The 18103-nt window shown below is 73.2% G+C and carries 17 protein-coding genes; 4 read left to right on the top strand and 13 right to left on the bottom strand.

Annotation, left to right across the window (positions count from 1 at the left end; all coding sequences use genetic code 11):
* Window positions 1-25 precede the first annotated feature (25 nt).
* From ABZU76_RS15985 to ABZU76_RS15970, 4 genes are all read right to left on the bottom strand, one after another.
* Window positions 26-415 (bottom strand): ATP-binding protein, encoded by a 390-nt coding sequence (locus ABZU76_RS15985; RefSeq protein WP_354869666.1) that lies wholly within the window; start codon window positions 413-415, stop codon window positions 26-28.
* Between the two features lie 71 nt (window positions 416-486).
* Complete coding sequence (locus ABZU76_RS15980) at window positions 487-1137, bottom strand: response regulator transcription factor (protein WP_354869663.1); 651 nt, start codon at window positions 1135-1137, stop codon at window positions 487-489.
* A 96-nt stretch (window positions 1138-1233) separates the two neighbouring features.
* On the bottom strand, window positions 1234-2334 hold the full coding sequence (locus ABZU76_RS15975; protein WP_354869660.1) for a glutamate--cysteine ligase: 1101 nt from the start codon (window positions 2332-2334) through the stop codon (window positions 1234-1236).
* A gap of 29 nt (window positions 2335-2363) precedes the next feature.
* Window positions 2364-3557: an amidohydrolase gene (locus tag ABZU76_RS15970; RefSeq protein ID WP_354869658.1), complete on the bottom strand. Its 1194-nt coding sequence runs from the start codon at window positions 3555-3557 to the stop codon at window positions 2364-2366.
* A gap of 129 nt (window positions 3558-3686) precedes the next feature.
* Between ABZU76_RS15970 and ABZU76_RS15965 the strand changes: the two genes are divergently transcribed.
* Window positions 3687-4628: a hypothetical protein gene (locus ABZU76_RS15965; protein ID WP_354869655.1), complete on the top strand. Its 942-nt coding sequence runs from the start codon at window positions 3687-3689 to the stop codon at window positions 4626-4628.
* Window positions 4629-4706: 78 nt separating this feature from the next.
* On the opposite strand, the gene ABZU76_RS15960 is transcribed toward ABZU76_RS15965, so the two are convergent.
* From ABZU76_RS15960 to ABZU76_RS15935, 6 genes are all read right to left on the bottom strand, one after another.
* Window positions 4707-5675, bottom strand: a complete 969-nt coding sequence (locus ABZU76_RS15960) for an aromatic acid exporter family protein (RefSeq protein ID WP_354869653.1) — start codon at window positions 5673-5675, stop codon at window positions 4707-4709.
* 151 nt (window positions 5676-5826) lie between these two features.
* Window positions 5827-6540 carry a TetR/AcrR family transcriptional regulator gene (locus ABZU76_RS15955; RefSeq protein WP_354869651.1) on the bottom strand — a complete coding sequence of 238 codons (714 nt, stop codon included), beginning with the start codon at window positions 6538-6540 and terminating at the stop codon, window positions 5827-5829.
* Window positions 6541-6662: 122 nt separating this feature from the next.
* Window positions 6663-8156 (bottom strand): pyruvate, phosphate dikinase, encoded by a 1494-nt coding sequence (locus tag ABZU76_RS15950; RefSeq protein WP_354869649.1) that lies wholly within the window; start codon window positions 8154-8156, stop codon window positions 6663-6665.
* Complete coding sequence (locus tag ABZU76_RS15945; RefSeq protein WP_354869647.1) at window positions 8153-8962, bottom strand: SDR family oxidoreductase; 810 nt, start codon at window positions 8960-8962, stop codon at window positions 8153-8155. Before ABZU76_RS15945 ends, ABZU76_RS15950 begins: the two co-directional genes overlap by 4 nt.
* A complete protein-coding gene (locus ABZU76_RS15940; RefSeq protein ID WP_354869644.1) occupies window positions 8959-10380 on the bottom strand; it encodes an aldehyde dehydrogenase family protein in 1422 nt (473 codons plus the stop codon). The genes ABZU76_RS15945 and ABZU76_RS15940 overlap by 4 nt, the downstream gene beginning before the upstream one ends.
* Window positions 10373-11590 carry a cytochrome P450 gene (locus ABZU76_RS15935; RefSeq protein ID WP_354869641.1) on the bottom strand — a complete coding sequence of 406 codons (1218 nt, stop codon included), beginning with the start codon at window positions 11588-11590 and terminating at the stop codon, window positions 10373-10375. Before ABZU76_RS15935 ends, ABZU76_RS15940 begins: the two co-directional genes overlap by 8 nt.
* A 150-nt stretch (window positions 11591-11740) precedes the next feature.
* On the opposite strand from ABZU76_RS15935, the gene ABZU76_RS15930 reads away from it, so the two are divergent.
* Window positions 11741-13264: an AMP-binding protein gene (locus ABZU76_RS15930; protein ID WP_354869639.1), complete on the top strand. Its 1524-nt coding sequence runs from the start codon at window positions 11741-11743 to the stop codon at window positions 13262-13264.
* Window positions 13265-13267: 3 nt separating this feature from the next.
* Window positions 13268-13888, top strand: a complete 621-nt coding sequence (locus ABZU76_RS15925; protein WP_354869636.1) for a MarR family transcriptional regulator — start codon at window positions 13268-13270, stop codon at window positions 13886-13888.
* A 76-nt stretch (window positions 13889-13964) separates the two neighbouring features.
* Here ABZU76_RS15925 and ABZU76_RS15920 read toward each other — a convergent pair whose 3' ends face one another.
* The 3 genes from ABZU76_RS15920 to ABZU76_RS15910 all read right to left on the bottom strand — a co-directional run bounded on the left by ABZU76_RS15920 (window position 13965) and on the right by ABZU76_RS15910 (window position 17123).
* The gene (locus ABZU76_RS15920; RefSeq protein ID WP_354869633.1) at window positions 13965-15704 is read right to left on the bottom strand and encodes a PEP-utilizing enzyme; all 1740 of its coding nucleotides are present in this window, start codon (window positions 15702-15704) and stop codon (window positions 13965-13967) included.
* A 69-nt stretch (window positions 15705-15773) separates the two neighbouring features.
* Complete coding sequence (locus ABZU76_RS15915) at window positions 15774-16931, bottom strand: FAD-dependent oxidoreductase (RefSeq protein WP_354869631.1); 1158 nt, start codon at window positions 16929-16931, stop codon at window positions 15774-15776.
* Between the two features lie 3 nt (window positions 16932-16934).
* Window positions 16935-17123, bottom strand: coding sequence for a ferredoxin (locus ABZU76_RS15910; protein ID WP_220242154.1), 189 nt, complete (start codon window positions 17121-17123; stop codon window positions 16935-16937).
* Window positions 17124-17315: 192 nt separating this feature from the next.
* Here ABZU76_RS15910 and ABZU76_RS15905 point away from each other — a divergent pair, with 192 nt between their 5' ends.
* A complete protein-coding gene (locus ABZU76_RS15905; RefSeq protein WP_354869628.1) occupies window positions 17316-18092 on the top strand; it encodes a 5'/3'-nucleotidase SurE in 777 nt (258 codons plus the stop codon).
* Window positions 18093-18103 lie beyond the last annotated feature (11 nt).

Genomic DNA, 18103 nt, shown 5'->3' with positions numbered 1-18103 from the left:
CCACGTCAGCGGAGCAGCTTTTGGCTCACGCGCGAGGAACCCGGCCCAGCTCACACCAGACGACCTTCCCTCGTGCGCAGGGCGCGACGCCCCACTCGAGTGAGAGCTCCTGCACCAGCCGCAGGCCCCACCCGCCGTCCGGGCCGGGCGGGCGGGTCGCGGGCAGCGCCGGGCTTTCGTCGGCGACTTCGAGCCGGACCACGGCGTCGCCGTACTTGAGCCGCAGCACGGGTTTCCCCTCGCCGTGCTGCACGGCGTTGGTGGCCAGCTCGGTCACGATCAGCAGGGCGTCCTCGGCCACGGCGCCGAAACCCCAGCCGGTCAGCGTCACCCGGGTGAAGTCGCGCGCGAGCGCGAGACCGGCCACCGACTCGGGCAGCGCGCACTCGGCATCGACGGGCGCAGGGACCTCCACGTCGCCACTCTGCGCGAAACGCCCATCGTGTGGCAGACGCAGATCAACACCGCGTCACTGACGCAGGTGCATCAATCGAGCAGGCCCTCACGCCGTGCGAGGGCGACCGCTTCGAGCTTCGAGCGCGCGCCGAGCTTCTCCAGCACGCGCTGCACGTGGTTGCGCGTGGTGTTGCGGGTGACGCCGAGGCGGTCGCCGATCTCCTCCGTGCTGGCGCCTTCCGCGAGCAGTTGCAGCGTCTCGCGCTCGCGCGCGGTCAGCGCCGAGCCGTTGCCGCGGGCCCGGCCGGTGAGCCGGTCGAGCACGCCGGGCAGGAGGGCGGCGTCGAACACGACCTCGCCCTCGGCGACGCGCTGCACGGCCGACTCCAGCTGGTCCAGCGGCGCGGACTTGAGCAGCAGCCCCTGACCGCCGGCCTCGGCCACGCGCGCGGCGACGGCCGCGGTGGCGTCGCCGGTGAGGACGAGGACGCGCGAGCCCAGCGCGGCAAGGTCGCCGATCGCGGCCACGGCGTCGCCGTCGGGCAGACGCCGGTCGAGCACCACGACGTCCGGCCGCAGCCGGGCCGTGTCGGCTGTCGCGGCCTCGCGCGAGCTGGCGCGCCCGACCACGGAAATCGCGGGGGAGCGTTGCAGGGCGAGCTCGAGAGCCTGGGCCACCATGTCGTGGTCTTCGACGAGCAGCACTCGCACCGGGCCGGCGGGCCGGAGCTCGACAGGCATGTTCCTGCCTTTCCTCTGGGGCCGGGGACTGGGGCGGGACTTGAAAGCTGAACACTCATCGTAACCGTGTGTGGGCGCGGCCACCGTCCGGGCGGGTCAGGCCGTTGCCGGTCTCGGTTCTGTGGCGCCCACGGCGAACTGGTCGACGACGTCGGCGGCGTTCTCCCGCTCGGCGAAGAGCCGGCGCTGGCGGTCGGCTCCGCCGCCATCGCGAGCGAGCCGCGCGAGGCCTTCGCGGACGAACTCGGTGTCCCCGGCAGAACGGAGCGCGGGCGCGCAGAACTCGGCCAGCCGCTTGAGCACCTCCACGGCAGGCAGCAGGTCGCCGGTGGCCGGGTCGGGGCAATGGCCCGTGACGCCTTCGCGGGCAGCGCGCCAGAGCTGGCCGCGCAGCACCTCGTTGGACAGGCGCGGGGGATCGCCGGCTTCGAGCACCGTGGCCACGAGTGCACGGCACAGCACGGCGAGCAGCGTGGCCTCTTCGGCGGTGGCGGCGACATCGGCGACGCGGAACTCGATCGTCGGCTGCTCCTCCGAGAGGCGCACGTCCCAGTAGACCATCCCGCGGTCGAGGATCGCGCCCGCGCGCAGCCACGCGTCCACGACGCCCTCGTAGTCGGCGTGCGAGGCGAAGCGCGGCGGGGGCCCGGCCGAGGGCCAGCGCGCCCATTCCTGGTTGCGCCAGCTGCAGTATTCGGTGTCGATGCCGTCCGCGATCGCCGAGTTGGCCGTGACGGTGAGCAGCGCGGGCAGCCACGGCCGCACGTGCCCGAGCACTCGCGTGCCGGTCTCCGGGTCGGGCACGGCGACGTGGACGTGGCAGCCGCAGGTGAGCGTGGTCGGCGCGGTGGCGCCGAAGTGCGCGGCCATCCGCCGGTAGCGCGGGGTCGCGGTGATGGCCGGGAGCTCGCCGGCGGAGACGGGCGGGCTCGCGCAGGGGAGGATCCGCAGCCCGCGCCGGTCGGCCGCGCGGGCGAGCGAGGTGCGCATCGCCCGCAGCTGCTCGACGGCTTCGTCGCGGGTCACGCAGATGCCGGTCGCGGTCTCGGCCTGCGACTTGGTGAGCTCCTGCTGGAGGTCTCCGACGCCGCTGTCGCCGGCCGAGTCCAGCACGGCGTCGGCCGCGTGCACCGGGCGTCCCCGGTCGTCGACGACGAGGAACTCTTCTTCGATCCCGAAGGTGAGCACGTCGGCCATGGTGGTCCTTTCCGCGTCCCTTGTCGGGGTCAGCCCGTGCGCTCGGCCCGGGCCTGGTCGGCGAAGCAGTCCCACGCTTGGCTCACCAGCGCCGGGTGCGCCAGCAGGTCCACAGTGGTCCTGCCGAGCGCCGCGGCCGCCGCGAGGAGCACCGAATGGGCCCGCGGGGACGCGGCCGCCGCGGCGAACTCCGGCGTGCGCTCGGCGTGGCCGGGATCGAGGATCGAGACGAAGGGGTGGATCGTGGGCACCTTCAGGCTCACGTCGCCGACGTCGGAGGAGCCGGGGAACACACCCGGGTCCGGCGGCGTCGCGTGGATGCCGCGCGCGGCGAGGTGGCGGGCGAAGTGGGCCGACAGCACGGGGTTGTCGCGGAAGTTCGCGCAGCCGGCGCCGAGCCGGTCGGTTTCGGCTTTCGCGCCCGTGGCCAGGGCCGAGCCCTCGGCGCACGCCGTCACGTCGGACACCAGCTTTTCGAGCGCGGCGGTGGTCGGGGCGGACAGCCCGAACCACGCCTCGGCCAGGTCGGGCACGACGGCGGTGGACTCGCCGCCGCGCGTGATGATGCCCTGCACGTGGAAGCCGGCGGGCAGCCGCGACTGCAGCGCCGCGACGGCGGTGAAGGTCTGCACGAGCGTGGCCACCGCGTCGACACCGCGGCGCGGCTCGGCGGTCGGGTGCGCGGCGCGGCCGTGCACGGTCACTCGCACGTCGGTACGGGCGGTCAGCGGCGCCCACGTCCAGGAGTGCGTGCCGGGGTGAAAAACCAGTGCCGCGTCGACGTCGTCGAACACCCCGGCGGCGGCGAGGGCGGCCTTGCCCGTGGCCGGTTCCGCGGCGGGGCAGCCGACGACGAGGATCGAGCCGCGTTCGTTGCCGGTGACGGCCCGCGCGGCGAGCGCGGCCCCGAGGCCGGCGGCCGCGACGAGGTTGCGTCCGCTCGCGTGCCCGAGGCCGGGCACCGCGTCGTACTCCAGCAGCAGCGCCACGCACGGCCGGGTTTCGCCGTGGCGCGCGGTGAACGCCGTGGGCAGGTCCGCCACGCCGTGCTCGACGGCGAAGCCCGCCTCGGCCAGCTCGCCGGTCAGCGCGTGGACGGCCTCGTGCTCGGCGTTCGCCGGCTCGGGGCCGGCGTGCAGCGCGCGGGCGACCGACCACAGCCTCTCGTCCAGCCGCTCGATCTCCTCGTCGACCCGCTCGTGCCGGGTTTCGTCCGCCTCCATATGCCACAAATACCCACCCGGGTCCGATTCGATACGGGCGGGGTCCGCGAGTGGGTAATTCGACCGTGTGCCCGGCGCGGTCGGTGGGGAATTCTCGACGGGAAAGCAGCCGAGTCGGACGGAGCAGGCATGACAGCGGGAAGCTACCGGGTATTGCCGGCCGAAGTTGCGTCGATCGTGAAAAACGTGGAGAGCCTGGGCTCCTCGGCGTTGTCTTCGACGCGCGACCTCGAGTCACTCGTGATCGACGCGCTCTCGTTCGCCGGGATCGGCAGCGGGGTGGCCGCGGCGAACTCGACGCTGCAGTCGCAGCTGGTCTCCTCGCTCGGCAAGTTCGTGAACCTCATCGGCGAGGTCAGCGGCAAGGTCCAGTCGGCGGTGCAGGGGTACACCGACGCGGACACGGCCGTGGCGCAGGGGCTTGGTGGCGGTACCCAGGCTGCTGCTGGTGGTGGCGCGGCCGCACCGGCTGCCGGTCCGGCTGCCGCTCCGACGCAGCTCGACGATCGCGTCGTCGACTCGATCATGCGGTCGGAAGGCGCGACCGGCGAACAGGGCGGCGTGCCCGAGGTCTACGGCTTCCGCCAGAACATGCACAACGGCTACGACGAGATCATGGCCGCGCGCAACCAGTACGGCATCGGCAGCGCCGAGGAGCACGCCGTCGTCGCGCGCCTCATGTCCGACAACGCCCGCACGGCCGGCGCCCTCGACTTCACCGACCCCGGCACCCAGGCCGCCGTGATGTCCGGCGCGCACATGCGCGGCGCCGGCGGCGTGCGCGCCATCCTCAACCACATGGGCGGCGCCGACATCGTCCGCAGCGCGGGCACCCTCGACCCGGCTGCCGTCCAGCACATCCAGGGCCTCACCCCCGAGCAGTTCCAACAGGACTTCCACGACGCCCGCATCGAGTACGACCGCCACGTCTACGGCGCCACGACCACCACGCAGGGCGGGCACACCCAGAACTGGTGGGACCGCTACGGCAACGGCCTCACACAACGCTACGACCGTGAACAGCAGGAATTCCTGGGGTTCTCGCAGCCTGCTCAACCGCCGGCACAGTAGGCGTTCGACACCCCACCGACCCCACCGCGAGATCGGCTCAAAGGCGATCTCGCACGCCCCGGCGGAGCCGGAGCCGAATTACAGCTCGCGCAGGAGGGCGGCGATGCGCCGCAGAGGTCGGCGAGCGACCGCGCCGAGGCGGGTGCCGTCGGTTTCGACGTTGTGCAGGATGGCGGCTTCGGCGGTGGCCAGGGCCGACGGGTCGGGCGTGCCGTTGAGGACGGCGGTCACCGCGTCGGAGAGGGGGCCCGCGACTTCGGACGTGTCGGTCGGTTCGCCGCGGGCGGTGAGTTCGGTGGTGTCCTCGAAGTGGATGCGCACGAGGGTGCCGATGTCGGCGGCGGTGCGGGCGAGGGGCACGAGGGCGGCGAGATGGTCGGTCTCGGTGCGGCGCCACCACGGGTGGGAACGCACGGCTTTACGCGCCAGGGCGAGCTTTCCGGGCAACGCGCGGGCGCGGGTCTCGACCGCGCGCACCGCTTCTTCACTGGCCGGCGCCCGGATGTTCTGCGCCAGCTCGGCCGTGGTCTCGTGGAGTTCTTTCACGAACGTGCGGGCCGGGTTCGCGGGCAGCAGCAGGGGCGCGAGCACCACGGTGACCCCGGCGCCGACGGCCGTTTCCCACAGGCGCGACAAGGCGTAGGAGTCCGGGTCGGTGCTGGCGAACACCAGCAGCGCCGACACGGCGACCTGGATGTTGAGCGTGCCGCCGATCCGCAGCACGATGCCCACGGCGAGTGCCAGCGCCAGCACGAGCGCGAGCGCCCCGGCGGAGGGCTGGACCACGCGCAGCACGAGGATCCCGATCGACAGCCCGCACACCACGCCGGCCAGGCGCGCCAGGGACACGTTGAACGTCGAGTACGGGGCGTCCCGCATGGACACCAGTGGCACGATCACCGCGTACACCGGCGGCTGCCGCGCGCCCAGCCACACGCAGATCTGCCACGCCACGGCCGCCGTCACCACGATCCGCAGCGCGAACGGACCGTCCGCGCGCAGCAGCTCGCCCGCGCGGCCCACGCGACGGGTGAGGACTCCGGTCATCGCCCCGCCGTGTTGTCGGCCTCGGCTCCGCCGAGGCGTGCGAGATCGCCTCGCGCGTGGCTCTCGGAATTCCGAGGTGCGGCCGCGAGGGCATCCGCGCAGGTCTCGGTGGTTGCCATTGACCCATCCTCGGGCCAAGCCTCGGATCCGTCTAGCGGTCGGCCACGAACGGTAGAGATCGGTACCAGATCTGGCCGATCACCGCGCCGAGGTCCTGGATGCGCTCGGGGCGCGGGGTGACGGGCAGGAGTCCGATGTGGACGTAGGCCATCTGCTCGATCATCGACCCGAGTGCCTCGGCGTGCAGTTCGCAGTCGGTTTCCTCGATCACGCCGCTCTCTTGCAGCCGTCGCAGCCAGCGTTCGGTGCGGTGCACGAACCCGGATCGCACCTGCAGCCACAGCTTCAGGAACCCCTCGTTCTCGCTCGCCGCCGCGGCTTCACGCATCACGCGCAGGAGGTGGCGGTTGCGCGCATACGAGTGCAGGTACGCGATGGTCTGCTCCACCAGGTGGTGCTGTTCGTCGCCGGAGCGTGGGGCGGTGGCCGACGCCGCGGCGAGTTCTTCCAGCGCCGGCTGCAGGGCCGCGAGGAAGATGTCGTCGAGGCTGGTGAAGTGGCGGTAGAAGTTGCCCTGCGCGGTGTCGGCCCGGTTGGTGATGTCCGAGACGCGGGTGCGCGTGTAGCCGTACTCGGAGAAACACGCCGTGGCCGCCTGCACGAGCTTGTCCCGGGTCTGCGCGCCGCGTTTGTTGGGGCGCTTGTCCACGGCGTCGGGCTGCAGCGCGGCGATCAGCTCGCGGACGCGCACGCGCGCGGCCTCCGCCCGGTCCTCGCCGGTCGTTTCCTGCGTGCTACTGCTCATCTTCTGCTCACCCAACCGGTCATTCGCGTCCGCCGACCTTACTGTGCCGATCGTTACTGATCCGACCACAGTCACGGCCGAATGGCTTCGCGGCAACGGTTACGTGCCGCGCGGGGGTCGGCCTACTTTTTGGCCGGATCAGTACTGTGCACCAGCGCGAGCAGCTCGGGCAGCGCGCCGTCGCGGCCGGTCCGCGCGGCGGCCCACTCCGTGAGCGTCGCCGCGGGTCCGTCGGAGGTCTTCCCCGCTCCGCTCGCCCGGTCGCCGTCGAGCACCGCGCCGGTCGTGCCGTCGACGGTCACGACCCGGCCGCGCAGCACGTCGAGGGTGCCGTCGCCGCAGCCGACCACGCACGGGATGCCCGCCTCGCGGCACACGAGCGCCGCGTGGGAAGTCGACCCGCCGTGCTCAGTCACGACGGCGACCGCGGCGAACATCGCCGGCACGTCCTCCGGGGAAGTGAACGGCCGCACGAGCACCACCGCGGTCCCCTCGTCGGCGGCGTCCAGCGCTGCGTCGGGGTCGGTCACGACCTGGCCCACGCCGAGGCCGGGCCCCGCGCCGGTGCCGCGGGCGAGCTCGACGCCCTCGGCCGCGCCGGCCGTCTCCAGCAGCTGCGTGGCCTGGGCCGGGGTCACGCGCGTGAGCGCCGTGTCAATGTCGATCAGGCCTTCGCCGACGAGGTCCACGGCGATGCGCGCCGCCGCACCGGGCGTGCGTTTGCCGGCCCGGGCCTGCAGCACGTAGAGCGTGCCGGACTCGATCGTGAACTCCACGTCGACCATGTCGCGGTACTCGCGCTCCAGCACCCCGGCCAGGCGAAGCAGCTCACGGTGGTTGCCCGGCTGCGTGCGCGCCAGCTCGTCGAGCCGCGCCGGGGTGCGTTCGCCGGACACGACGTCCTCGCCCTGCGCGCGGGCCAGCCACTCGCCGTAGACGCCGGGCTCGCCGGTGCCGGGGTCTCGGCTGAACAGCACGCCGGTGCCGGACTCGGCGTCGCGGTTGCCGAACGCCATGGCCTGCACAGTCACGGCCGTGCCGCCGAGATCGGTGATGCCGTGGTGCTCGCGGTAGCTCACCGCGCGCGGCGAGAACCACGAGCGGAACACGGCGCCGATCGCCGCGCGCAGCTGCTCGCGCGGGTCGTCGGGCGGCGGGCCGCCGACGATGCCGGAGTACGAGCGCTCGAACCGCTCCCAGGTGTCGGCTGCCCACGCGGGGTCGCCCGACTGCTCGGCCAGCGCGTCGCGCAGCTCCCGCGTCAGGCCGAGGTTGAGGACGGTGTCCATCATCCCGGGCATGCTACGGGCGGCGCCGGAGCGCACGGAGACCAGCAGCGGCCAGCCTGGCCCGCCGAAGCGGCGGCCGGTCCGCGCCTCCAGGTGCGCCAGGTGGTCGAGGACTCGCAACCAGACGTCGTCGGGCAGCGTGCCGCCCGCGTGGTAGGCGGTGCAGACGTCCACGGTGATCGCGAACGCCGGCGGCACCGGCAAGCCGAGCGAACGCATCCGATTGAGGCTGTGGGCCTTGCCGCCCACGAGGTCGCGCCCCAGCGGGCGCGTGCCGTCGAGGGGGAGCACGGTCTCGGTCGACTCGGGAAGCGCCGTGGTGATCACCGGGTGGTCCTTTCGGTGCTAGGCTCGGCGGTGCCGACTGGAGGCGCCGCGGACAGGTGCGTGCGCGCGGCGGCCAGGCCGCCTTCGACGGGCAGGTCGATGCCGTTGACCCAGGAGGCCGCGGGGCTGAGCAGGAACGCGGCCGCTGCGGCAACTTCGCCGGGTAACCCGTGCCGCCCGACCACCGCGCCCGCGCGGTCGATCGACTCGGCACCCATCGACTCACGGAAGTCGGCCAGGATCGGCGTGTCCACGGGTCCGGGGCTCACGCTCACCGCGCGGGCGCGCGGCAGCAGCCGGGCGGCCAGCCGCGCGCTCCACGCGACGAGCGCGGCCTTCGACGTGTCGTAGGCGGCAGCGCCCGACAACGGGTACTCCGCGAGCCAGTCCGCCAGCTCGGCGTCACTGTCCACAGTGCACAGCCGGTCGAGGGCTTCGGCCGGGAGAGTATTGCGGTGGGCGGCGATGGACGCCACCGTCACCACGGCGCCGCCCTCGGCCAGCCGCGGCAGCAGCGCGTCGGTGAGCACGCGGGTGCCGACCACGTTCACCGCGAGCACCGTGGCGGCGGGCGCGGTGCCGGGCACTCCGGCGACGTTCGCGATGCCGTCCAGCTCGGTGACGCTCGCCGCGACCTCGCGCACGGCGGCGAAGTCGGTGAGGTCCACCCGCAGAGCCCGGTCCACGGGCACGGGGATCTCGGCGCGGTCGACGCCGATCACGGCCACGCCGTCGTCGGTCAGCTGCCGGGCCAGCGCGAGGCCGACGCCGGAAGCGGCGCCCGTCACGAGGATCCGGCGCGTCATCGCAGCACCGCCTGCACCGCGGTGACGTCGGCGATGCCCTCGGCGCCGAGTTCCCGGCCGTAGCCGGAGGACTTCCGGCCGCCGAACGGCACGCCGGGGCGCTCGCGGGTGCGCACGCCGTTGATCTTGACCTGGCCCACGCGCAGCGTCCGCGCGAAGCTCTCGGCCCGGTCGGGGTCGGCCGACCAGACCTCGGCGGACAGGCCGAAGTCGCTGTCGTTCGCGACCGCGGTGGCGTCCGCCTCGTCGGTGTAGGACTGCACGACGAGCACGGGACCGAACACCTCCTGGCGCACCAGCGGATGCCGGGCGTCGAGTCCGAAGTAGACGCGCGGGCCGACGAAGAACCCGTGCGAGGGCAGCAGCTGCAGCGGTGGGGTCACCGCGCGGTCGTCGCCGGCGGTGTCGAGCAGGTGGCGCACCCGGTCGCGCTGGCGCGCCGAGGCCAGCGGCCCGAACGTGGTGGCCGGGTCACGCGGGTCGCCGGCGATCACGGCGTCGAGCGCGTCGATGACGAGTGCTTCGACGTCGGCGAGCGTGCTGCGCGGCACCACGATCCGCGTGGTCGCGTTGCACGCCTGGCCCGAGTTCACGAGCCCGCTCTTTACCGCCGCCGGAACGGCGCGCGCCAGATCCGCGTCCGGCAGCAGCACCGCGGCCGACTTCCCGCCCAGCTCCAGCGTGGTCGACGCGGTGTGCCCGGCGGTGAGCACGGCGACCGCCTGCCCGGCCGGGACGCTGCCGGTGAAGGACACGTGGGCCACGCGCGGATCGGCCACGAGCGCCTCACCGGTGACCGGCCCGGTGCCTTGCACGACCGAGAACACCCCCGGCGGGAAACCCGCTTCCAGCGCGGCGGCCGCGATGAGGTTCGCGTCGAACGGCGTGGCCTCACTCGGCTTGAGCACTACGGTGTTGCCGGCGGCGAGCGCGGCGCCGACCTTCGCGATGATCTGGTGCGCGGGCATGTTCCACGGCGTGATCGCGCCGACCACGCCGAGCGGCACGCGGTGCAGCTGCGCGCCGTCGATCTTCTCGGTCCAGCCGAATGCCCGCGTGGCCGTGGCGAACGCGCGCAGCACCCGCGGCGGCAGATCGCCCTGGCTCGCCGTCGCGAGGGTGGCGGGCATGCCCATCTCACGTGTGATCAGCGCCGCCAGCTCGCCCGAGCGAGCTTCCAGCAGGTCGGCCAGCCGGTCGAGCAGGTCCGCACGATCGGCCGGGCCGGTCCGTTCCCACGCCGGGAGCGCCGCCTCCGCCGCGGCGACGGCCTCGGCGGTGAGGCCAGGACCGGCTTCGGCCGTCTCGCCGATGGGCTGCTCGGTGTACGGGTCGACGACGGGGACCGCGGGGCCATCGGGCGTCCGCCACTCACCGCCGACGAGGCAGGCCGCGCGCCCCAGCCACTGCTCAGCCACGGTCGTTCACCAGCCGCACCGGCAGCCGCTTCACGCCGCGGAAGAAGTTGCTGCGCAAGCGTTCCGGCGGGGCCTGCACGTCCACACGCAGGCTGCGCTCGCGCAGGCGCCGCAGGAACAGCTGCGCCTCCAGCCGCGCGAGGTGCGCGCCGAGGCAGGCGTGCACGCCCCAGCCGAAGCCGAGGTGCTCGTTGGGCGTGCGCTCGGCGCGGAACTCGTCGGGCGTGGCGAACACCGTCTCGTCGCGGTTGCCCGAGGCGAACCACAGCACCACTTTCTGCCCGGCCTCGATCGTGCGGCCGTGCAGCTCGACGTCGCGCGTCGCGGTCCGGCGCATGCACAGCACCGGCGACACCCAGCGCACCATTTCTTCGACCGCACCCGGGATCCGGTCCGCGTCGGCGCGCAGCGCGGCCCACTGCTCGGGGAACGCGCCGAACGCGATCATGCCGCCCGTGAGCAGGTTCCGCGTGGTCTCGTTGCCGGCGACCATGAGCAGCAGGTAGTACGCGTCGAGCTGGCCGCGGTTGAGCGGCTCGCCGCCCGGCGCGGCGTGGGCGAGCACGCTCACCAGGTCCTCGGCCGGGTTCGCCCGCCGTTGCGCCTCCAGCTCGTGGAAGAACGAGAAGATCTCGTCGCGTGCCCGGGCGGCGGTCTCCGGGCCCGTGCTGTACTCCGGGTCGTCGGACGCCATCTGGTTGGTCCAGCGCTGCATGTGCGGGCACGCCTCGGGCGGCGCGCCGAGCAGGCGGCCGATCACCAGCAGTGGCAGCTGGGCGGCCACCGTGTGCACGAAGTCGAACGTGTCGCCCTGGGCCAGCGCGGTGTCGAGCAGCTCGTCGATGACCGTGACGATGTCGCCCTCGAGCGGGCGGACCTTCGCGGGCCGCACGTGCGGCACCACGAGCTTGCGCAGCGCCCCGTGGCGCGGCGGGTCCATGTTGTGGATGCTGGGTTCGCCGTGCCCCTCGGCGCGGCGGTCCGGTATCTGCGTCCCTTCGGCGGAGGAGAAGCTCTCGTGGTCGGCGGCGATGCGCTTGATGTCCGCGTACCGCGTCACCGACCAGAATCCACGGCCGCCGGGTTCGTCGTTCCAGTGCAGCGGATCGTGCTCACGCAGCTCGCGGAACGCCTCGTGATCGGAGCCCGATGCGAACAGGTCCAGATCCATGAGGTCGACGGCTGTCGCGCCGGACGTCTGTTCGGACACCGCTGTCCCTTCTGTCGCGCCTTGCTGGATTGCGAACGCTCAATCACTACATCACATCAAGTCGGAGAACGGAAGAGCTAAGTAAGAGCGTTGCGGTGGCGCTCGTTCGTGACATAGCATTCACAAACAATCGAGAAGGAGGTCGATGGCGTGTATCCCGCCCCGATTGCGCGCGAGCGGCCCGGTGCCCGGGCGTACGTGATGGCGCCGAGCGGCGAGAGCCTCACCTACGCCGAGCTCGAGGCCCGCTCCAACCAGGTCGCGCACCTGCTGCGCGAGCGGGGGATCGGCCCCGGCGGCACGCTGCTGCTCGTGCTCGAGAACCGGCTGGAGTGGCCGGTGCTCGTCGCCGCGGGCATGCGCTCCGGACTCTACGTGACCCCGGTGAACTGGCACCTGCGCAGCGGCGAGCTCGGCGCGCTGCTCGCGGAGGCGGTGGGCGACGGCACCTCGTGCGCGATCGTCACCAGCGCCCGCTGCGCCGACGTCGTCGCCGAAGCCCTGCGCGGGGTCGGCAAGCCGGCGCTGCTGCTGTCCGTGGACTCCGGCGGCGAGCCGGAGTTCCTCGGCGACGCCGTGGCCGGACTGCCCGAGACGCCGATCGAGGGCGAGCTGCTCGGCGCGCGGGTGCTCTACAGCGGTGGCAGCACGGGGCGGCCCAAGGCGTTCCGCCAGCAGCTGCTCGGTGTGCACCCGGCCGACGCGCCCGCCCGCCACGCGGGACTGGCGGCGAAGCTGGAGCTGGCCGCCGACACCGTGTTCCTCTCTCCGGCGCCGAACTACCACGCCGCCCCGTTCACCTTCCAGCTCATCACGCTCTCGCTCGGCGGCACCGTGGTGTGCCTCGACCGCTTCGACGCGGAGGGCTCGCTCGCGGCGATCGCGGCCCACGGCGTGACGCACTCGCAGTGGGTGCCGACGATGCTGCTGCGGCTGCTGCGCCTTTCGCCGGAAGCCCGCTCGCGCCACGACCTGAGCAGCCACCGCGTCGCGTTCACCTCCGGCGCGCCGTGCCCGCCCGAGGTGAAGACGGCGGTGATGGACTGGTGGGGGCCGATCCTGCACGAGTACTACGGCGCGTCCGAGGGCTACGGCCACACCTACGTCGGCCCGCACGACGCGCTGACGCACCCTGGGACCGTGGGGAAACCGTTGTCCGGCAGCGTGCACGTGACCGACGACGGCGGGCGTGAGGTCCCTGCGGGCACCGTCGGGAAGGTGTGGTTCGCGCCGGGCGGCTCGGCCTACCGCAACTCCGGCGACGCAGGCGCCGACCTGCGCAGCGTCGGTGACCTCGGCCGCCTCGACGAGGACGGGTTCCTCTACCTCGTCGGCCGCGAGGGGCACACGATCATCTCCGGCGGCGTGAACGTCTACCCGACCGAGGTCGAGGACACCCTGCTCACCCACCCCGCGGTGGCCGACGCCGCCGTGATCGGCCTGCCGGACCCCGAGTTCGGCGAGGGCGTCACGGCCGTGGTCGAGCCGGCCGGCGCCGTGAGCGGGGCCGAGCTGATCGAGTACTGCCGCGAGCGGCTGGCCGGGTTCAAGGCGCCGCGCCGCGTGGAGTTCGTGGTGAGCCTGCCGCGGCTGCCGACGGGCAAGCTGAACAAAACCCTGCTGCGTGACCGAATCCTGTCCGGCGACTCCGGTGTAACCGGCGAAGGAGCGTGACCCATGACGACGTCCACCCGAGCGCGGTTCCTCGTGCTCCACGCGTTGCGCGTGAAGGGCCTCGCGCCCGACCCCGTGCTGCAGGCGCTCACGGGACTGCCTGCGGACGAGGTGGCCGCCGAGGTCGCCGCGCTGGTCGCGGACGGGCTCGCCGTGCGCCGGGACGGCCGGCTCGCCGGGACCATACCGACCCCGGCCGGCCGCGCCGCCCACCCGGAGCTGCTCGCGGCCGACGTCGCGGACTCCACCGAGGCGCTTTCCGTGGCCTACGAGGCTTTTCTGCCCGTGAACGGCGAGTTCAAGCGCGTGTGCTCGGCCTGGCAGCTGCGCCCGTCCGGCGAGCCGAACGACCACGCTGACGCCGCGTACGACGCCGGGGTGGTCGAGTCGCTGGCGCAGGTGAACGCGACGGTGACCGGACTGCTCGACGAGCTCACCGCGTCCGCCGGCCGGTTCGGCACCTACCCGGTGCGTCTCGCCGGGGCGCTGCAGCGCGTGCGCGCGGGGGAGACCGCGGCGTTCGCCCGGCCGATGGCCGACTCGTACCACGACATCTGGATGGAACTGCACCAGGACCTCCTGCTCAGCGCCGGCCGGGAACGCTCGGCCGCCGACGAAGGCTGACCTTCTGAACCCGCTTCGCCCCCACGGAAAAGGGCCTGCACCCCACGCGGAGTGCAGGCCCTTTCCCTTACCGGGACTAGACTTCCAGCACCGTGACGGTGCCGGTGGTGCCGTCGACCTCGACGAGGGCGCCGTCCGGGATCCGGGCCGACGCGGCCGTCGCCGAGACCACGCACGGGATGCCGAGCTCGCGGCTCACGATCGCGGCGTGGGAGAACGGCGCGCCGACGTCCACGACCACCGCGGCGGCCGGCACGAACAGCGGCGTCCACGACGGGTCGGTCAGCGGGGCCACCAGGATCTCGCCGGGCTCCAGGGCCGACGGGTCGTCGGCGTTCGTGACCACGCGGGCGCGCCCGCGGGTCGAGCCGTTGCAGCCGGGCACGCCCTGGATGACCTCGCCGGCGACGGCAGGCTGCACCTCACGGCCCGAGCGGCGCGGCCAGTTCTCCACCGGCTCCGGCTGGCCCACGACCACGAACGGCGGCTCGCGGTCGAACAGGTCCAGGTACGCCGCTTCGCGGTCGCGCAGCGTCGTGCTGAAGCTCGCCGGGTCGGCCAGGAACGCGTCGAGCTCGCCGGCGAACAGCATGAAGATCTGCTCGGGGCGCTCCAGGTGCCCTTCGGCGGTGAAACGGCGGCCCAGCTCGAGCGCGGGCAGGCGCAGCTCGTGCATGACCATGGCGCACGACGTGCGGCCGCGTTCCCGGCCCCGCAGCCACAGCGCGGCCGCGTGCAGCACGGCCTCGAACTGGCCCAGTGCCTCGTCGTTGCCCGCCAGCGCGGCGCGCACGCCGGCCGACGCCGCTTCGCGTTGCTCGACGCGTTCGGCGTTCTTCACCGAGGGCGACGCGGAGTCGTCGGCCTGGCGCATGCGGTCCACAGTGGACAGGACGAGCGAAGGTTTGACGCCCCAGGTCTTCGCGCGGATCTCCCACTCCGACGGGCCGCGGAAGTCCCAAGCCGTCAGGAACTCGTCGAGCTGACGCGTGAACGCCACGACCTCGGGATCGCCGCTCGCGCGCAGGCGCTCGTCCAGGCCGTCCTGGCCCTCGTCGAACAACGCGGCCACCGCGCCGGTGCGGGTCAGGCGCGAGAGTGCCCACATGCCGGTGGACGGGCCGGTCGAGTCGATGTCGCCGATGCCGGCCACGAGCGTCAGCGCGAGCTCCGGCTGACCGATCGCCTCCGTGAACTGAGCGACGGCACCCAGGCCGACGCCGGCCTTGAGGCTCGCCTCGATGTGGCGGCTCAGCAGCGGCCGCAGCACGTCGCCGAACGAGGTGATCCGCTCGCGCAGCTCCTGGTTGCCCAGGTCGGCGATGGCGGGACGGTTCTTGCGGATGTCCTCGACGGTGCGGCGGTCGGCGTCGTAGGCCGCGAGGTCCGTGGCGCCGAGGACCTGCTCGGCCAACCACTGCCCGGCCGTGGCCTCGAACTCGGGGTTCTCGTCGAAGTCGCGCTTTTCGCTTTCGTAGGAGGGGATCCCCGGCATGTCGCCGAAGTACTGCAGGTCCACTGCTTCCGGCGTCATACCGGGCACGCGCACGCCGAACAGGCGCATCAGGGACATGTTGATGTAGAGGTAGCTGCCGAACGCGGGAAGCACGTTGTGCTGCACGGCGGAATCGTAGGTGGCGTGGTCCCACACCCCGCACGCGACGAACGCGTCGTCCCAGCCGGGCGAGAGGTTTGCCTGGAAGCCCGCCGACGCGTTGAGCGGGCTGATCGGGTCGGGGAAGATCTCGCCGATGTTGGCGCGCGAGTAGATCGGGAAGACCGCCGACGCGTCGTCGTAGATGGGCCACTGGGTCATGGAGACCTCTCCTCGTCTTTGAGTTGGGCAGTTGAGTGGTAGTGGTGGGTTTTCTTGCTGTGCGGTGACTCAGGCGGACGTGAGCCGCCGCCGTTCGAGGGCGAGTTGCTTGGGCAGTCCGAAAGCGACGGAGCCGACGTGCCGGCCGTCCGTCGAGTAGCGGGCGACGAACTTGTCCCCGGCGAGGTTGCCGTGCACGAGCTCCACGTGCTCGCCGCGGCCGGGCAGGCCGACGCCCTGGATGCGCAGGCCGCACTGGTCGGACCAGAACGAGGGCACGGCGTCGAACGGCGCCTGCGGCCCGTGCAGCAGAGTGCGCGCGGCCGCGGCGCCGCCGAGCGCCGCGGTGGTCCAGTGCTCCACGCGCACCGGCGCACCGAGCAGCGGGTGCGTCCAGCAGGCGACGTCGCCCGCGGCCACGACGTCCGGCACGACGGCGCCGGATTCGTCGAGCACGCGCAGGTGCTCGTCGCATTGGACGCCACCGGACACGTCGATGCCGCTGCCGGCGAGCCAGCCGGTGGCCGGGCGGACGCCGGTGGCGATGACGACCACGTCGGCGCGCACCACGCGGCCGTCGGACAGCACCGCTCCGGTCACGCGGTCCCGGCCGAGGAACTTCACGACCTGGGTACCGAGCAGCCAGCGCACGCCGCGCTCGCGGTGCAAGCGCTCGGCGCGCCGGGCGACGTCTTCGCCGAGCACGCGGATCAGCGGGTGGGGGAGCGGGTCGGCGACGGCCACGGGGAGGCCGAGGTCGCGGCACGTCGAGGCGAGCTCGCAGCCGATGAAGCCCGCGCCGAGCACGAGGACGCGACCGGTGAGGTCGGCTCGGAGGGCGCGGGCGTCGTCGAGCGTGCGCAGGACGTGCACACCGGGCGGGCGGTTGAGGCCGGCGGGGATCACGGGGGTCGAGCCGGTGGCGATCACGAGACCCGTGAAGTCGAGCTCTTCGCCGTCTTCGAGGACGACGGTGCGGCCGCGCAAGGCGGCGACGGGATTACCGAGGCGCCAGGTGACTTCGGTGTCGGCTGTGTCGCTGTCGGACAGCGCCAGCGCGGTTTCTCCGGTGGCGCCGGTGAGCAATCCCTTGGACAGCGGCGGCCGGTCGTAGGGCCGGTGCGCTTCGGCGCCCGCCACCACGATCTCGCCGCGGAACCCCTCGGCGCGCAGCGCTTCGGCGGCCCGCCAGCCGGCGAGCCCCGCTCCCGCGACCACGATCCGCACGGGCTACTCCGCGATCCGGATCGCGCGGGTCGGGCAGGCGCGGGCCGCGCGGTGCACCGCTTCGCGCAGGTTCGCGACCGGCCCGTGGTCGATGTGCAGCACCGCTTCGTCGTCGAGGCTGAACACCTCGGGCGCGGCGAACTCGCACTGCCCGTGGCTCTCGCACAGCACCGGGTCGACTTCGACGTTCACGGGTCACTCCTCGCGGCCAGTTTGTGACGTGCAGATCACATAATGCGGACCTGTGGGCTTCTGGTCAAGGGGGATACGTGGGTATCTTGGCTGGACAAGTTCGCCGCGTCCGACTTGGGCGTGGACACAACAGCGAACGTGTGGTCACAATCTAGCGATCCGAACACTCCGACGAACCGGGAGCGGGCGACTGTGCGGGTACTGCTCACGAACGACGACGGCATCGAAGCCCCGGGCCTGCTCGCGCTGGCCCACGCCCTGCGGGACGCGGGGCACGACCTCGTCGTGGCCGCGCCCGCGGGGGACAGCAGCGGCAGCGGCACGTCGCTGGGTGCCATCGACCACGGCACGATCGTCGCGTGCGAGCCGCACGCGCTGCCCGGCCTCGACGGCGTGCCGGCGCACCGCGTGTCCGCGCCGCCGGCGTTCGCCGTGCTCGCCGCCTGTTTCGGCGCGCTCGGCCCGCCGCCCGACGTGGTGGTCGCCGGCATCAACGACGGCCACAACACCGGCCGCTCCGTGCTGCACTCCAGCACCGTCGGCGCGGCGCTCACCGCGTCGACCGCCGGCCGCTCCGCCCTCGCCGTGAGCTGCGGCGACCGCCCCGGCGCGCGCTTCGACACGGCGGCAGCGGTGGGTGTCGCCGTGCTCGACTGGCTGGTGGCCCACGCGCCCAAGCGGACCGTGCTGAACGTCAACGTGCCCGACGTCGACCTCGCCGACCTGCGCGGCGTGCGCTGGGCCCGGCTCGGCCGCGTGGGCTCGTCCGGCCTGATGATCAAACCGGCCGCCGACGGCCTGCGCCTGGAACGCTTCCCGACGGCGCAGGACGTCCTGGCGCTGGACGAGCACGCCGACACCGATGCCGCCCTGGTGGCCGCGCGGTGCGTCGCGGTGACGGGGTTGCTGGGCGGGCCGCGGGAGGTCTCGGGCCTGGGCTCGCTCGAGGGTGTTCTGCCCGTCGGCTGAGTATGCTCCAG

The sequence above is a fragment of the Amycolatopsis sp. NPDC005232 genome, from assembly GCF_040607795.1.
Classification (GTDB): Bacteria; Actinomycetota; Actinomycetes; order Mycobacteriales; family Pseudonocardiaceae; genus Amycolatopsis.
Note: the sequence above shows the minus strand (reverse complement) of the source record. Positions and strands in the feature narration are given on the sequence as shown.

What these genes read in the sequence shown, in the direction of transcription:
- ABZU76_RS15980 (WP_354869663.1), bottom strand. Translation starts at nt 1,137, where the DNA reads ATGCCTGTCGAGCTCCGGCCCGCCGGCCCGGTGCGAGTGCTGCTCGTC.
- ABZU76_RS15975 (WP_354869660.1), bottom strand. Translation starts at nt 2,334, where the DNA reads ATGGCCGACGTGCTCACCTTCGGGATCGAAGAAGAGTTCCTCGTCGTC.
- ABZU76_RS15970 (WP_354869658.1), bottom strand. Translation starts at nt 3,557, where the DNA reads ATGGAGGCGGACGAAACCCGGCACGAGCGGGTCGACGAGGAGATCGAG.
- ABZU76_RS15965 (WP_354869655.1), top strand. Translation starts at nt 3,687, where the DNA reads ATGACAGCGGGAAGCTACCGGGTATTGCCGGCCGAAGTTGCGTCGATC.
- ABZU76_RS15960 (WP_354869653.1), bottom strand. Translation starts at nt 5,675, where the DNA reads ATGACCGGAGTCCTCACCCGTCGCGTGGGCCGCGCGGGCGAGCTGCTG.
- ABZU76_RS15955 (WP_354869651.1), bottom strand. Translation starts at nt 6,540, where the DNA reads ATGAGCAGTAGCACGCAGGAAACGACCGGCGAGGACCGGGCGGAGGCC.
- ABZU76_RS15945 (WP_354869647.1), bottom strand. Translation starts at nt 8,962, where the DNA reads ATGACGCGCCGGATCCTCGTGACGGGCGCCGCTTCCGGCGTCGGCCTC.
- ABZU76_RS15925 (WP_354869636.1), top strand. Translation starts at nt 13,268, where the DNA reads ATGACGACGTCCACCCGAGCGCGGTTCCTCGTGCTCCACGCGTTGCGC.
- ABZU76_RS15920 (WP_354869633.1), bottom strand. Translation starts at nt 15,704, where the DNA reads ATGACCCAGTGGCCCATCTACGACGACGCGTCGGCGGTCTTCCCGATC.